General features: G+C 75.1%; 13 protein-coding genes and 1 riboswitch. Of the genes, 6 read left to right on the forward strand and 7 right to left on the reverse strand.

Annotated elements, in window-relative coordinates; all coding sequences use genetic code 11:
- Positions 1-37: 37 nt before the first annotated feature.
- The 3 genes from AC0IVP_RS07635 to AC0IVP_RS07645 form a co-directional block, all read right to left on the reverse strand.
- Positions 38-1,354, reverse strand: coding sequence for a serine hydrolase domain-containing protein (locus AC0IVP_RS07635; protein WP_471755667.1), 1,317 nt, complete (start codon positions 1,352-1,354; stop codon positions 38-40).
- A 10-nt stretch (positions 1,355-1,364) separates the two neighbouring features.
- A complete protein-coding gene (locus tag AC0IVP_RS07640) occupies positions 1,365-1,709 on the reverse strand; it encodes a DUF3817 domain-containing protein (protein ID WP_056300611.1) in 345 nt (114 codons plus the stop codon).
- Between the two features lie 162 nt (positions 1,710-1,871).
- Entirely contained in the window at positions 1,872-3,035 is a 1,164-nt protein-coding gene (locus tag AC0IVP_RS07645) for a C40 family peptidase (RefSeq protein WP_471755669.1), read from the reverse strand.
- Between the two features lie 15 nt (positions 3,036-3,050).
- Positions 3,051-3,197: riboswitch (cyclic di-AMP (ydaO/yuaA leader) on the reverse strand.
- A 209-nt stretch (positions 3,198-3,406) separates the two neighbouring features.
- Between AC0IVP_RS07645 and AC0IVP_RS07650 the strand changes: the two genes are divergently transcribed.
- The 4 genes from AC0IVP_RS07650 to AC0IVP_RS07665 are packed head-to-tail and all read left to right on the forward strand — an operon-like array spanning position 3,407 to position 7,074.
- Positions 3,407-3,946 carry a hypothetical protein gene (locus AC0IVP_RS07650; RefSeq protein WP_056300620.1) on the forward strand — a complete coding sequence of 180 codons (540 nt, stop codon included), beginning with the start codon at positions 3,407-3,409 and terminating at the stop codon, positions 3,944-3,946.
- Positions 3,943-4,410, forward strand: a complete 468-nt coding sequence (locus AC0IVP_RS07655; protein WP_056300623.1) for a GNAT family N-acetyltransferase — start codon at positions 3,943-3,945, stop codon at positions 4,408-4,410. Before AC0IVP_RS07650 ends, AC0IVP_RS07655 begins: the two co-directional genes overlap by 4 nt.
- A complete protein-coding gene (locus AC0IVP_RS07660; RefSeq protein ID WP_471755671.1) occupies positions 4,407-5,957 on the forward strand; it encodes a phytoene desaturase family protein in 1,551 nt (516 codons plus the stop codon). Before AC0IVP_RS07655 ends, AC0IVP_RS07660 begins: the two co-directional genes overlap by 4 nt.
- A gap of 1 nt (position 5,958) precedes the next feature.
- Positions 5,959-7,074, forward strand: a complete 1,116-nt coding sequence (locus tag AC0IVP_RS07665) for an NDMA-dependent alcohol dehydrogenase (RefSeq protein WP_471755673.1) — start codon at positions 5,959-5,961, stop codon at positions 7,072-7,074.
- Positions 7,075-7,091: 17 nt separating this feature from the next.
- Here AC0IVP_RS07665 and AC0IVP_RS07670 read toward each other — a convergent pair whose 3' ends face one another.
- The 4 genes from AC0IVP_RS07670 to AC0IVP_RS07685 all read right to left on the reverse strand — a co-directional run bounded on the left by AC0IVP_RS07670 (position 7,092) and on the right by AC0IVP_RS07685 (position 11,568).
- Complete coding sequence (locus tag AC0IVP_RS07670) at positions 7,092-7,985, reverse strand: carbohydrate ABC transporter permease (RefSeq protein ID WP_056300631.1); 894 nt, start codon at positions 7,983-7,985, stop codon at positions 7,092-7,094.
- A gap of 7 nt (positions 7,986-7,992) precedes the next feature.
- Positions 7,993-9,177 (reverse strand): carbohydrate ABC transporter permease, encoded by a 1,185-nt coding sequence (locus AC0IVP_RS07675; RefSeq protein WP_471755675.1) that lies wholly within the window; start codon positions 9,175-9,177, stop codon positions 7,993-7,995.
- Positions 9,174-10,415: a sugar ABC transporter substrate-binding protein gene (locus tag AC0IVP_RS07680; protein WP_056300633.1), complete on the reverse strand. Its 1,242-nt coding sequence runs from the start codon at positions 10,413-10,415 to the stop codon at positions 9,174-9,176. The genes AC0IVP_RS07675 and AC0IVP_RS07680 overlap by 4 nt, the downstream gene beginning before the upstream one ends.
- 70 nt (positions 10,416-10,485) lie before the next feature.
- Positions 10,486-11,568: a LacI family DNA-binding transcriptional regulator gene (locus AC0IVP_RS07685; RefSeq protein WP_056300637.1), complete on the reverse strand. Its 1,083-nt coding sequence runs from the start codon at positions 11,566-11,568 to the stop codon at positions 10,486-10,488.
- Positions 11,569-11,765: 197 nt separating this feature from the next.
- Between AC0IVP_RS07685 and AC0IVP_RS07690 the strand changes: the two genes are divergently transcribed.
- Positions 11,766-13,841: a glycogen debranching N-terminal domain-containing protein gene (locus AC0IVP_RS07690; protein WP_471755677.1), complete on the forward strand. Its 2,076-nt coding sequence runs from the start codon at positions 11,766-11,768 to the stop codon at positions 13,839-13,841.
- Between the two features lie 47 nt (positions 13,842-13,888).
- Positions 13,889-14,746 (forward strand): YhjD/YihY/BrkB family envelope integrity protein, encoded by an 858-nt coding sequence (locus AC0IVP_RS07695; RefSeq protein WP_471755679.1) that lies wholly within the window; start codon positions 13,889-13,891, stop codon positions 14,744-14,746.
- Positions 14,747-14,757: the final 11 nt, after the last annotated feature.

Below are 14,757 nucleotides of genomic sequence, written 5' to 3' on the forward strand. Positions count from 1 at the left end.
GACCCAGGGAACCGGACGTTGACCGGCGCTGCGGGGGTCAGGCGGTCCAGCCGGCCTCGTCGACGCCGCCGGGGACCGGGGCGGCGGGGTCGTAGGGCTGGCGGGTGAAGGTGAAGGTGGCCAGGTCCAGGTGGTCGCCGGCGATGCGCAGGGTCTCTCCGGCGTAGTAGCCGTCCAGCCCCACCCAGCCGCCGTCGGCCCGGCGGGCGAACCGGCTGGCCCGGCCGCCGCGGCCGGGGAGCGGGCCCAGGTGCAGCAGGCCGCCGCCCACCGCGCGCAACAGGTGCGGGGCGGGGCCCCAGAACCAGACGCCGAGGTCGCTCAGGGGCACCGGGGGCTCTGCCGGCGTCCAGGCGTCGACGACGCGCGGCTCGGCTGCCCGCAGGTCGGCCAGCAGCCCCGGCACCAGCGGGTCCAGGCCGCTGGTGGTGTTGGCGAGCATCAGCGCGCCGGCCTGCTCCTCGCGGTCGACGAACACCCCGGCCAGGAACCCGGGCATCGAGCCGCCGTGCCCGACGAGGGTGGCGCCGTCGACCCGGAGCACCTGCAGGCCCAGCCCGTAGGCGGACCATCCCGGCGCGGAGCTGTCGACGCCCGCCGGGACGGCCATCTCGGCCAGCGTGGATCCGGCGAGCACGTCGCCGGTGTCCCCGAGCAGGAACGCGGCGAACCGGCCCAGGTCGGTGAGCGTCGACCACAGCTGGCCGGCGGCGTCCATCACCCCGGCGTCGTGCTCGGGCTCGGGCAGCACCACGTCCGCCCACGGGTGGACGGCGGTGCCCCGGGCGGCCGCGCCGCTGGGCCGCGGCGTCGTGCGGGTCATGCCCAGGGGGGCGAGCACCTCGGCGGTGACGACGTCGGCCCACGGGGCGCTGCGGTGCCGGGCGACGAGCTCACCGAGCAGGCCGAAGCCCAGGTTGGAGTAGTGGAACCGGCGGGCGGCGCCCAGCACGACGTGCTCGGGGGCCAGGGCCAGGTCGGCCAGCGTGCCGCCGGGCACCCGCTCCCACCAGCCGCCGGGGCTCTCGCTGGAGGCGCCGGACAGGTGGCTCAGCAGCTGACCCACGGTGCGGTCGCCCAGCGGGGTGCCGGGGACGTGGGTGTCCAGCGGGTCGTCCAGGCCGAGGCGGCCCTCGTCGCGCAGCCGCATGACGGCGACCGCCGTGACGGTCTTGCTGATCGAGCCCAGCCGGTACTGCACGTCGGTCGGGTCACCGGGGACCTCGCCGCGCCCGGCCGACCAGGCCAGCCCGCCGTCCCGGACGACGCCGGCGACCAGGCCGGGGGCGCGGCCGTCGCGCTGGACCCGGGCGGTGCGGGCCAGCAGGGTGCGCGCGGTGGTGGGTTCGACCATGCCCGGCAGGCTAGCCAGCCGCGGGGACCCGGGGGGCGTCCACCGGCAGCCGGCCGGTCTTCACGGCCCAGCGCTCGAACCAGACGGTCACGAACGGCGGGATCGAGGCGATGAGCGCGAGGGCCACGGTCCGCAGGTCCCAGCGCAGCACCCGCCAGGCCAGGAGGGTGACCAGGACGTAGACGACGAAGACCGCGCCGTGGATCGGGCCGGCGACCTGGACGCCGACCTCGGAGGTCTGCAGCACCCACTTCACGAACATGCCGGCCAGCAGCAGCGCCCAGGTCACCGCCTCGGCCAGGGCGACGAAGCGGAAGACGCGGGCGACGGTGCGGGGTGCGGTCAGGGCGCTCACGTCACCCCCCAACGCCCCGGGGCCGCTCCGGGTCCCCGGGTGTGACCGACCTCCCGCCGGGGTGTCCCGGACAGCACGAGGCGCCGGACAGCACGAGGCCCCCGACAGCACGACGCCCCGGACACCAGGCGGTGTCCGGGGCGTCGTGGTGCAGCGGGTGGGTCAGCCGGCGAGGCGACGCATGGCGGTGATGCTGCCCATGGTGTCGATGCTGGCGACCTTGACGACGTCGCCCGAGGTGGGCGCGTGCACCATCTGGCCGTTGCCGATGTAGATGCCGATGTGGCTGACCGGGCTGTAGAAGGCGATCAGGTCACCGGGCTGCAGGTCGGCGCGGGAGACGGCCTGGCCCATCGAGGCCTGCATGCGGCTGGAGTGCGGCAGCGAGATGCCGGCCGCGGCGTAGGCGTACTGCACCAGACCCGAGCAGTCGAAGCTGTTCGGCCCGGAGGCGGCCCACACGTACGGGTCGCCGCGCTGGGCCATCGCCGTGTCGACGGCGATCTGGGCGGCAGCGCTGTTGGCGACCACGGTCGAGCCGCCGGACGCCTCCTCGGAGGCGGGCGCCGATCGGCTCGACGACGACGACGAGGAGGAAGACGACGCCGACGACGAGGAGCTGCTGGTGGCAGCCGGGGCGGCCGCTGCCGCGGCTGCGGCCGCCGCCTGGGCGGCCTGCTGCTCGGCGGCCGACAGCGCGGAGTACTGCGCCTGGTAGTCGGCGATCTGGCTGTTCAGCGCGGCCTGCTGGGCGGTGACGCTGTCCAGCTGGGCCTGCGCGTCGGCAGCGGTCTGCTCGGCGGTCTGCTGCGCGGCGGCGGCGGAGTCGTTGGCGGACTGGGCGGCGTCGAGCACCTCGGTGCTGTGCGCGGAGAGCTGGTCCAGCGTGGTCATCTGGTCGACGAACTCACCGGCGGATCCGCTGGTCAGCATCGCCTGCAGCGAGCTGAGCTGGTTGCCGCCGGTGTAGGCGGTGCGGGCCACCGAGGTGACCGACTGCTGGGCCCCGGAGTAGGCCTGCTGCGCGGCGGCGGCGTCGGTGGCGGCCTGCGCGGCGGCGGCCTGGTCGGCGGCCAGTTCCTCGCGGGCGGTGTTGAAGTCCTCGGTGACGACCTCGAGCTCGTGGCCCTTGGCGGCGATGAGCTGGGCGGCCTCGGCGGCGGTGGTGGGCTCGCTCGCCGGGGCGGACTCGGTGGTGGCCGGCGCGTCGGGGGCGGCCAGCGCCGGCGTGGAGGTCAGGACGACCCCGGCGGCGGCGAAGAGGGTGATCGCTGCGCGACGTCCGCGGAGGGCGGGACGGCGCGCGGGCATGCTCGAACTCGCCATGTGAGGCGGGTGGTCCTTTCTTCCAACGAGCCGCCTACCGGGTTAGCTGACGGATTCGGACGGGAAGGTCGCCCGGCACGTCCGACCCTGGGTGGGTCGGGAGTGCTTCACCCCAGTGCTGCGGTGGGTCCCCGGTCCGCTGCTCCTCGGTGCCCGACCCGGGGGTCGGACGGTGTTCCGGTGTGGTGCGCGAGGGGCGTGCGGTTCGGCGGCGTCCGGTCGGTGTCACCCAGGGAGGGCGACGGATGAATCCGTCCGGACTGGCCGACCGTAGGTCGGTCACGTAGTCATGACAACCGGCGGGGGTGCTTTTGTGGACATCTTCATGCGCGTCGTGTGGACACGCTCACAACGGGTGAGGAGCTGACTCCGTGCGGGGACTGGCACGCCGCGAGTTCTGCCTGGTCCTGCTACGCCGGATGAGCGACCTCCGACCCGACCTGGTGGCCGACGCGCTCCCCCGAGTGGAGGCCACCCGGGCCCAGGCGCACGCCGCGCACACCCGGTGGCAGGCCCTCCAGCACGCACCGGGCGGACCCCGCGGCGGCGCGGCGTTCACCGCCGTCCTCGGCCCCCCGGAGGAGGAGACCGCCAGCGCCTGGGGCGACCTGCCCCTGCTCGTCCGGCGGTGGCCGCTGCCGCTGTGGCCGCAGTTGCGCTGGGAGGTCGTCGCGGGCCCCGACGGTCAGGTGCTGCGCACCCAGCTGGTCCGGGCGCCCGGCTCGACGGTGCCGCCGGCCACGGTGGACGACCTGCGCGTCTGGGAACACGTCGTGGACGACGTCGGCGCCGTCGAGGGCGCCACCGTCGTCGACGCCGAGGTGCCCACCCGGGACGAGCTGCACCTGCCACGCGGCGTCCGCACCCGGTTCGTGTGGGGCCTGCTGCAGGACGTCCAGCGGGCAGGATGACCGGCGTGCCGACGCTCTCCCCGACCACGTGGTCCGACCCCCGGGTCCAGGCCCTCTCCGACGCCCAGCAGGCAGAGCTGCGGGACCGCTACGACGGGCGAGGGGAGTCCGGCACCCCACCGACCGCCGAGGACGTCGCCGTGGTCCTGCTGCTGACCGAGGAGGACGGGACCCCGGTCGGCTGCGGCGCGCTGCGGCCGCTGGAGCCCGGCGTCGCCGAGCTCAAGCGGATGTACGTGGCACCTCCAGCACGCGGGCGTGGGCTGTCCCGGCTGGTGCTCACCGGCCTCGAGGACGTCGCCCGCGAGCGCGGCTGGGGCACGCTCCGCCTGGAGACGGGGCCGCTGCAGCACGAGGCGATCGCGCTGTACGAGCGGTCCGGGTACCGCCCGATCGAGGCCTTCGGCCACTACCGGGACGAGCCCGACGAGTGGTCCCGCTACTACGAGAAGGAGCTGGCGTGACCCTTCCGCCCGGGACCAGCAGCAGGTACGACGTCGTCGTGGTCGGGGGCGGGCACAACGGCCTGGTCGCCGCGGCCTACCTGGCCCGGGCCGGACGCTCGGTGCTGGTCCTGGAGCGGCGGGCCGGCCTGGGCGGCGCGGCGGTCAGCGAGCGGGTGTTCCCCGGCGTCGACGTCCGACTGTCGGCGTACTCCTACCTGGTCAGCCTCCTGCCCGACCGGATCTGCGCCGACCTGGGCCTGGACCTGGCCCTGGCCGACCGCGCGGTCAGCTCCGCCACGCTGCTGGGCGGTCGGGCCCTGGTGGTCGAGCGGGACCCCGGCCGCGCGACGGCGGAGTCCTTCCGGGCGCTGACCGGCTCGGACGCCGAGTGGGACGGCTGGCAGCGCTTCTACGGCCGGCTGGCCGAGCTCGCCGAGGACCTCTCCCCCACCCTGGTCGAGCCGCTGCCCAGCGCGGCGCAGCTGGAGGCCCGGCTGCGCGACCCGGGGCTCTACCGGGACCTGGTCGACCGGCCGCTGGCCGACGTCGTCGCCGACCACCTGGACCACGACGTCACCCGCGGCATCGCGCTCACCGACGGGCTGATCGGCACGTTCGCCGACGTGCACGCCGCCGACGGCCTCGCCGGCCGCTGCTTCCTGTACCACCTGGTCGGCAACGGCACGGGCCTGTGGCGGGTGCCGGTCGGTGGGATGGGCGCGGTCAGCGGGGCGATGGCGGACTCGGCCCGGCGGGCCGGCGCCGAGCTGGTCACCCGGGCCACCGTCACCGCCGTCGAGACCCGGGACGACGGGGCCACCGTGCACTGGACCGACGACGACGGGACGGCGCACGCCGCGGACGCCGGGCACGTCGTCGCCGGGTGCGCGCCCGCCGTGCTCGACGAGCTCACCGGCGCGACGGCCGGCCCCCGGCCCGTCGGCGCCCAGCTCAAGATCAACATGGTGCTGACCCGGTTGCCCCGGACGCGCTCGGGCCTGGACCCGGCGGTGGCGTTCGGCGGCACCTGCCACGTCGACGAGGCGGCGTCCCAGATCGACGCGGCGTACGCCCGGGCCGCGACCGGGGCACTGCCCGACGTCGTCCCGTTCGAGGTGTACTGCCACTCGCTGACCGACCCGGGCATCGTGGGCGACACCGGGCTGCACACGCTGACCGTGTTCGGCCTGCACACCCCCGCCGATCTGTTCCGCGCCGACCCCGTCGGCACCCGGGAGGAGGCGGTGCGCCGGGTCGTCGCGCAGCTGGACGCCCAGCTCGACGAGCCGCTGGCGGACTGCCTGGCCCGCGACGCCGACGGCCGGCCCTGCCTGCAGGCCGCCTCCCCGCTGGACGTCGAGGCCTCCCTCGCCATGCCGGGCGGGCACATCTTCCACGGCGACCTGGCCTGGCCGGTCGGCACCGACGCCCAGCCGGCCGGCACCTGGGGCGCGGCGACCGCCCACCCCCGGGTGGTCGCGGCCTCCAGCGGCGGCACCGTCCGGGGCGGCGCGGTCAGCGGCCTGGGCGGGTACGCGGCGGCGCGGCACCTGTTAGACACCTGACGTGGAGACGACGGGCGCAGTGCTGCGCGGTGCCGGTGACCAGTACGAGCTCGTGACCCTGGAGGTCGGCGACCCCGGCCCGGGCGAGGTGCTGGTCGAGATGGCCTACGCGGGGCTCTGCCACTCCGACGAGCACCTGCGGCACTCCAACCCCGGCGGGCGGTACCCGGTCGTCGGCGGCCACGAGGGGTCCGGCGTCGTGCTCGCCGTGGGCCCGGGCGTGCGCCGCGTCGCCCCCGGGGACCACGTCGTCGCCAGCTTCCTGCCGGCCTGCGGGGTGTGCCGGTGGTGCGCGTCGGGCCGGTCCAACCTGTGCGACCTGGGCGCCACCATCGCCACCGGGCAGCTGCCCACCGGCACCTGGCCCTTCCGGCTGGACGGCGAGCCGCTGGGCGGGTTCTGCATGGTGGGCGCGTTCGCCCGCCACTCGCTGCTGTCCGAGGCCTCGGTCATCCGGCTGGACCCCTGGGTCGCCCTGGACACCGCCGCGCTGATGGCCTGCAGCGTGCCCACCGGCTGGGGCTCGGCGGTCTACGCCGGCGGCACCCGGCCCGGGGACACCGTCGTCGTCGTGGGCTGCGGCGGGGTCGGGGTCAACGCCGTCCAGGGCGCGGTGCACGCCGGTGCCTCGCACGTCGTCGCCGTCGACCCGGTCGCCTTTCGGCGTGACTTCGCACGGTCCGTCGGGGCCACGCACGCCGTCGAGGACACCGGGGCCGCGGCCACGCTGGCCCGGGAGCTCACCCGGGGCAACGGCGCGGACGTCGTCGTCCTCGCCGTGGGCGCCACCGACGCCGACACCACCCGCGCCGCCGCCCGCTGCCTGGGCAAGGGCGCCACCCTGGTGCTCACCGCGCTGGCCGACATCGGCTCCGACGTCACCGTCGCGCTGCAGGGCAACGGGCTCACCGTCTTCGAGCACCGGGTGCAGGGCGCGCTGTTCGGCAGCTGCAACGCCCACCGCGACGTCCCGATGCTGCTGCGCCTGGCCGCCGAGGGGAAGCTCGAGCTCGACCGGCTGGTGACCCGCCGGTACTCCCTGGACCAGCTCACCCAGGGCTTCGCCGACCAGGCCGCCGGCGAGACCATCCGCGGCCTCCTGGTCCACGCCGACTGACCCCGCCCCCTGCGGCGTCAGCCCTTCACGCCGCCCTCGTTGGCGCCGGCGACGAAGTAGCGCTGGAAGACGAAGAACACGACCGCCACCGGGATGGTCATCAGCAGCGCCGCGCCCAGGGTGAGCGGGAACTGGTTGCCCGAGCCCAGCTGGCCGGTGGTGAGCGTCGCGACGCCCTTGGTCAGCGTGTAGAGGTCGCGGTCCTGGGACGCCACGATGAAGTGCGGCAGCTCGTTCCAGGACGCCTGGAAGCTCAGGATCGTCAGGGTGATGAGGGCCGGGCGGGCCATCGGCAGCACGACGGACCAGAACACCCGGAAGGTGCCGGCGCCGTCGATCCGGGCGGCCTCCTCGATCGACGCCGGGACCGACTCGAAGAACTGCTTCATGATGAAGATGCCGGCGGCGTCGGCGACCAGGGGCAGGAACAACGCCACCGGGGTGTCGTAGATGCCGAGCTGGTTGAGCACCAGGAACTTCGGGATCAGCAGCACGACGCTGGGCACGGCCATCACGGCCAGGATCGCGGTGAACACCGCCGACCGGCCGCGGAACCGCAGCCGGGCCAGTGCGTAGCCGGCGAGGGAGTCCAGGAACACCCGCAGGCCGGTGACCAGCACCGACACCCACACCGAGTTGAACGCCCACAGGGTGAAGTCGGTCTCCAGCAGTCGGCTGAAGGCCGCCGTCGTCACCGGGTCGGGCAGCAGCGTCAGCGGGGAGTTCGTGGCGTCGCTGTTGGTCTTGAACGACGTCACGATCTGGATCAGGAACGGGTACAGGTAGACGATGGAGAAGAAGACCAGGACGACGTAGGCCAGGAACCGGCCCACCTGGCGCAGCGGCCGCCCCCCGGACCGGCGGGGCGCCGGCGCCGGGGTCTCGACGGGGGCTTCGAGCGTGGTGGTCACGGCTGCCTCACTGACCGGCGTGGAAGAAGGTGGTCTTCGACGGCGACCGGCGGGCGACGGCGCGGGCCGCCTTCTTCTCCGCGATCGCGTCCTTGTCGCGCATGACGAAGCGCTGCACCGAGGTCAGCACGATGATGATCGCGAAGAGCACGAACGACATCGCCGCGGCCCGGCCCCACTGCCCGGTCTCGAACGCCGAGGTGTAGCTCAGGTACGCCGGGGTGAGCGTGGTCTTGGCCGGGTTGCCCTGGCTGATCAGGTACACCTGGTCGAACACCTGCCAGGTGCCGATCAGGCCCAGCGTGATCACCAGGAACAGCGTCGGCTTCAGTGCGGGCAGGGTGACGGCCCGGAAGCGCTGCCAGGGGTTCGCGCCGTCCATGACGGCGGCCTCCTGCACGTCCTTGGGCACGTCCTGCAGAGCGGCCAGGAACATCAGCATGTAGCCACCGGCCGACGTCCAGACGACCAGGACGATCAGCGCGGCCAGCGCGATGGAGGGCCCGGACAGCCAGTCCCACCAGGACAGGCCCAGCGGACCGCCGTCGGTGAGGGCCGCGGGCGGGTTGCCGGCGTCCCACAGGCCGACGCCGTCACCGAGCAGGTGCACCAGGCCGCGGCTGTCGCTGAACCAGTTGGGGCCGTCGATGCCGACCAGCCCGAGCAGGCCGTTGACGGCACCACCGCCGGTGAACAGGAAGATGAAGACCAGGCTGATCGCGACCGAGCTGGTCACGGTGGGGAAGTAGAACGCCGTCCGGAAGAAGCTCTTGGCCCGGATCCGGCTGTTGAGGACGACGGCCAGGCCGAGCGCGATGGCGGTCTGCAGCGGGACGACCAGCAGCACGTACCAGCCGTTGTTGCGCAGCGCGGTCATGAAGTCCTGCCGGGGCAGGCCGGGCTCGGTGAGGATCGTGGCGTAGTTGTCCAGGCCGACGAACCCGACGGCCGAGGAGAACGGTGACCCACGCCCGCGCCAGTCGGTGAGGCTGACCCAGAAGGCCATCAGGATCGGGACCAGCACGAAGAGGCCGATGAGCACCAGACCGGGGCCGGTGAAGGCCCAGGCAGCACGGCCCTGCCCGGCCCGGGACGAGCCCCGGGACCGGGTGGGACGTGGCGCGACGACGCCGCCCGGCCCCCGCGCCGGGGCGTTGCCGAGGCCCCCCGCGGGAGCCGGGACGGCGGTCATCCGCCGATCGCCTGCTCGAGGTTGGTCTGGGTGGACTCCAGGACCGCCTGCGGGTCGCCGGTGGCCAGGCCGCTGAGCTGGCTGTCGAAGTCGATCAGCACCTGCTCGACGCCGGGGGCGCTGACCGGGCCCTGGGCGTACTCGGCGCCGTCGATGTAGGCCTGCCGCTCGGGGAACTGCTCGAGGTAGGCGTCGGCCAGCGACTGGCGGGAGGGCAGCACGCCGGTGTCCTGGGTCTGTGCGGTCATCGCGTCCGGGCTGGTGAGGAAGGTGGCCAGGTCGACGGCGGCGTCCTGCGCGTCGCTGTCCGCGGCCACGCCGAGGCACTGGGTGAAGGACAGCGTGCCCGGGCCGGCCGGGCCCTCGGGCAGCGGGACGACGGTGTAGCCGACGTCGGGGTAGTCCGCGGCCATGGCGCCGACCAGCCAGTTGCCCTCGATGGTCATCGCGGCCTTCCCGGTGCCGAAGGCCTCGCCGCCCCAGCCCGCGTCGACGGCGCCCGGGTAGGCGAAGGAGCCGGCGGCCAGGTTGGACTGGACGTACTCCAGCGCCTCGAGGTTCTCCGGGCTGTCGGTGGTGACCTCGGTGCCGTCCTCGTCGACGAACCAGCCGCCGGCCTGGGTCATGAACGCCCCGACCCGGTCACGGGTGTCGCCGATGACCAGTCCGGTCTGCCCGCCGGTGGTCAGCGTCTGGGCGACCGTGGACAGCTCCTCCCAGGTGGTCGGGTGGTCGGCCTCGGTGAGGCCGGCGGCCGCCCAGGAGGCGTCGTTGATCTCCAGCGCCAGGGTGGAGAAGTCCTTGGGCGCGCAGTAGACCTCGTCCTGGTAGGTGAAGGTGTCCACCAGATTGGGGTAGAAGTCGTCCAGGTCGTCGATCTGGTCGCCGTAGGGGAACAGGTTCCCGGCGTCGGCCTGGTCGGCGAGGCGGGTGGCGTCGAGGTAGAAGACGTCCGGCGGGTTGCCACCGGCGAAGCCCTGGGCCAGCTCCTGCTGCAGGTCCGCGGCCACCTGCACGTCCACGGTGTTGCCGGACTCCTGCTCGTAGGCGTCGACCTGGGCCTGCACGGCCTGGGTCTCGGCGTCACCGGAGCTGGCGATGAGCATGGTGAGCGAGGCGCTGCCCGACTCCTGCTGCTCGGCGGTGTCGTCGAAGCCACCGCCACCGCAGGCGGCGGCCAGGGACAGCGTGGCGACGGCGACGAGCGCCTGCGCGGACCGGCGGATGGGGTGTCTCACTCGGGGTTCCTCCTCTGCGGGCGACCGCGGCGTCGGTGCCGGCGGTCGGGTGGTGCGGGTGCGGGGCGGTTCAGGGGGACGGCGGGAAGGGCAGGCTGGTCGCTGCCGCCGCGGGGTCGGCGCCCCGGTCGGAGGACGCCCGGACCACCAGGCGCGGGGGCAGCAGCACCGGCTGGTCGACGGCCGGCGACCCGGGCGGGCCGGGGTCCAGCTGGCCGCGCAGCAGGTCGATGCAGGCCGCGGCCGCCGCGACGACGGGCTGGGCCACCGAGGTGAGACCGAGGGCCGCGGCCACCGGGCTGTCGTCGAAGCCCACGACGGCGACATCGCTGCCGGGCCGGCGGCCCAGCTCGCGCACCGCACCGAGGGCGCCGAGGGCCAGCGAGTCGCTGGCGCAGACCAGGGCGGTGACCCCGCGGGCGGCGACGAGCCCCAGCGCGGTGGCCTGGGCGACGGCGAGGTCGTCGGGCAGCCCGGCCTCCAGGCCGGCGACGGGCAGGCCGGCCGAGGACATGGCGTCCACCCAGCCGGCCCGCCGGTCATCGCCGGTGCCCGAGCCCGCGGGCCAGCCGAGCCAGGCGATCCGGGTGTGGCCCTGGGCCAGCAGGTGCTCGACGGCGGCACGGGTGCCGGCGGCGCCGTCGACGTCGACCCAGCTGCGGCCGTCCGGGTCGTCCCAGGGCCGGCCGAAGCTGGCCACCGGCAGCCGGCGGCGGCGCAGCCAGGCGGTGCGGGGGTCGCCGTGGGAGGTGCCGGTGAGCACGAAGGCGTCGACGGCGAAGGAGGCGACGAGCTCGTCGTAGGCGCCCACCTCGGCCTCGGCGTCGTCGGCGGTGAAGAGGACCAGGCGTTGACCGGACTCCTCGGCGCTGCGGGTCAGCGCGTGCAGGAACTGGTCGAGCACGCTGCCGCCGAAGGCCTCGCGGACCGGTTCGATGCGCATGGCGATGAGCTGGGAGCGGTGGCTGCGCATCTGCTGGGCTGCCCGCAGCGGGCGGTACCCGACCTCGTCGATGACGGCCTGGACCCGCTCGAGTGTGGCGCCGCTGACCAGGTGCGGGGCGTTGAGCACGTTGCTCACGGTCTGCTTGGAGACCTGGGCCAGGGCCGCGACGCTGGCCAGGGTGGGGCGGTCGGTGCCGTCGTCCTGCACGTCGCCCTCCTCCGGTGCGGACCGGCCCAGGATTGGACCGATCAAGGTGATGGCAGGCACACTGCGCCGGGTCAACGTGCCTGTCAAGTCGCCACCCTGGGCACGGGACGACCGCGGATCCGGCCCGGGATCGTCCGAGGTTGGACCGTTCCAACCCGCTGAGAGCACCGGCACCACCGATGAGAGAGGGTCGACCCGTGACGCCGACCGAGACGACCGACCGCACCCCGACCCCCGCCCCCGACGCCTCGGCGGCCGGTCTGCAGCCCCTGGTCCACGAGCTCGACGTCTGCCTGCTCGCCCCGGTGACGGTGCTCGGCGGCCGGGACGGCGCGGTCCGCGGCCGGGGCGCCGAGGGCGTGTTCTGCGGCGACGTCCGGGCGCTGTCGGTGGTCGGGGTGACCGTCGCCGGGCGGCGTCCCGACGGCATCGGCGGGGGCAGCACCGGCCCCGGGACCAGCACGCACGTGGCCGTCGTCCGCGGTCTGGGCGACCCCGGCCCGGACCCCACCGTCCGCCTGGAGACCGTCCGCCGGCTCGCTGCCGACGGGCTCACCGAGACCCTGCGGCTGGTCTCCACCGCGGCGGAGCCGGTGGCCGCCGAGGTGGTGCTGACCCTGGGCACCGACCTGGCCACCGTCGAGGAGGTCAAGAGCGGGCACCTGCGCCCGCTGCTGCCCCCGGGCGAGGACGGCTGGTCCGGCCGCGGCGTCAGCGTGGCGGTGCCCGGCCTGCAGGCCGGCGGCGACGTGGGCCGGCTGACCTGGTCGGTCGTCGTCCCCCCGCGGGAGGCCGTGGAGCTGACCTGGACGGTCACCGTGACCGACCCCGGCGGCGTCACCGCCGCCCCCCGCACGCCGCGCAGCTGGTCCACCCCGCGGGTCACCGCCGACGACTCCCGGCTGGCGGTGCTGGTGGCGCAGTCCCTCGAGGACCTGGCCGGGCTGCGGATGGCCACCACCACCGACCCCGACGACGTCTTCGCCGCCGCCGGCGCCCCCTGGTACCTCACCCTGTTCGGCCGCGACAGCCTGTGGACGGCACGGCTGCTGCTGCCGCTGGGCACCGACCTGGCCGCCGGCACGCTGCGCACGCTGGCCGCCCGGCAGGGCACCCGCCGGGACGACGCGACCGGGGAGGAGCCGGGCAAGATCCTGCACGAGATCCGGCGCCCGCCCGTCGCCGAGGAGGGCACCACCCCGTTCCTGCCCCCGGTCTACTTCGGCACCGTGGACGCCACCCCGCTGTGGGTCTGCCTGCTGCACGACGCCTGGCGCTGGGGCCTGGACCCCGCCGTCGTCACCGAGCTGCTGGACCCGCTGGAGCGCGCGCTGGGGTGGCTGGCCACCGACGGCGACCCGGACGGCGACGGGTTCCTGGAGTACCTGGACCGCTCGGGCGCGGGACTGGCCAACCAGGGCTGGAAGGACAGCGCGGACTCGGTGCGCTTCGTGGACGGCACCGTCGCCGACGGGCCGATCGCGCTGTGCGAGGCGCAGGGCTACGCCCACGAGGCAGCGCTGGCCGGGGCCGCCCTGCTGGAGGCGTTCGGACGACCCGGCGCCGAGCGCTGGCGGACCTGGGCCGCCGAGCTGGCCGAGCGGTTCCGCGGCGCCTTCTGGGTCGCCGACGACGAGGGCCGCTACCCCGCCATCGCGCTGGACGGCAGCAAGACCGCCGTCGACGCCCCCACGTCCAACATCGCCCACCTGCTGGGCACCGGCCTGCTCACCGCTGCCGAGTCCGCCGAGGTGGCCGCCCGGGTCGGGTCCCCGGCGATGGACTCCGGGTTCGGGCTGCGCACCATGGCGACCACGGCCGGCGGCTACGGCCCGCTGACCTACCACTGCGGCTCGGTGTGGCCGCACGACACCGCGATCGCGCTGACCGGCCTGGCGCGGGAGGGTCACGACGCCGTCGCCGGCTCCCTGGCCCGCGGGGTGCTGGCGGCCGGGGAGTCCTTCGACTGGCGGCTGCCCGAGCTGTTCTCCGGGGACGGGTCCGACGTCGTCCGGCGGGCGCTGGCCTACCCGGCGTCCTGCCGGCCGCAGGCCTGGTCGGCGGCCGCCGCCGTGGCCGTGCTGACCGCGGTGCTGGGCCTGCGCCCCGACGTCCCGGCCGGGCGGCTCGTCGTCCGTCCGCTGCGTCCGGCGCCGTTGGGCGCCGTGCGGGTGGAGGGCCTGCGGGTCGGGGCGGACGACGTCACCGTGGCGGTGTCGGCGGACGGCTCGGTCGAGGTGACCGGCTTTTCCGGCGAGGTCGTCACCGGCTGACCCGCCTCGCCGGGCGCGCCGCCCCGCGGGGTGGTGGAGTGGAGGGGATGACCGACCGCCCGTCCTGGCACGCCCGCTGGCGGTCGGAGTCCCGGTTCCTGATGCGCTCGGTGCGCCGCGGCCTGCAGGGCCGCGACCTGTCGCTCATCGCGGCCGGGCTGACGTTCTACGCGGGCATCTCGGTGGTCCCGCTGCTGCTGCTGGCGATGGCGCTGACCTCGCTGCTCGCCGGTGCCGGCTGGGTCCGCGACCAGCTGGACACCCTGGGCGGTGTGCTGCCCTCGCAGCTGGGTGCACCGGACGCGCTGGCCCGGCTGGCCGAGGCCGGCACCACGATGACGCTGCTGGGCGGGCTGCTGGCACTGCTGCCGATGACCTTCTACGGCGAGGGTCTGCGCCGGGCCCTGCTGCGCTTCACCGACGAGCGGGACACCTACACCGGCTGGCGCGGACGGTTGGCCGTCGTCCCGCTGCTGCTGGTGTCGCCCTTCCTGCTGTACCCGGTGCTGCTGGTGGTCCCGGTGCTGGCCGACCTGCAGGCCGAGGGCGGGTTCTGGGCCGGGCTGGGCGGGGTGGCGCTGGGGTTCTACTCGGTGCTCTTCGCGCTGGTCGGGCCACTGGTCTGGGGTTTCCGGTTCGTCGCGGCCGGCATGCTGCGCTGGCAGGCGGTCCTGGTCGGGGCGTTCTTCACCGCGGCGTCCCTGGCCGGGTTCCTGCAGGGCTTCGTGCTCTTCCTGCGGCTGCCGCTGTCGATCGGGGCGCCGTTCGGCGGGCTCGACGTCGTCGGCGGCGTCGTCGCCCTGGGGCTCTGGCTGTTCCTGCTGCACCTGGTGGTGATCGCCGGCTGGCTGCTCACCCAGGCCCTGGACGAGCGCCTCGCCCTGGCCCACGCGCAGCGGGCCTGAACGACACCGGG

Source organism: Klenkia sp. AC732, assembly GCF_979256525.1.

Bases quoted from the DNA above. Each gene is read 5' to 3' on its own strand.
- AC0IVP_RS07635 (WP_471755667.1), bottom strand. From the start codon at position 1,354: ATGGTCGAACCCACCACCGCGCGCACCCTGCTGGCCCGCACCGCCCGG.
- AC0IVP_RS07645 (WP_471755669.1), bottom strand. From the start codon at position 3,035: ATGGCGAGTTCGAGCATGCCCGCGCGCCGTCCCGCCCTCCGCGGACGT.
- AC0IVP_RS07695 (WP_471755679.1), top strand. From the start codon at position 13,889: ATGACCGACCGCCCGTCCTGGCACGCCCGCTGGCGGTCGGAGTCCCGG.
- AC0IVP_RS07675 (WP_471755675.1), bottom strand. From the start codon at position 9,177: ATGACCGCCGTCCCGGCTCCCGCGGGGGGCCTCGGCAACGCCCCGGCG.
- AC0IVP_RS07655 (WP_056300623.1), top strand. From the start codon at position 3,943: ATGACCGGCGTGCCGACGCTCTCCCCGACCACGTGGTCCGACCCCCGG.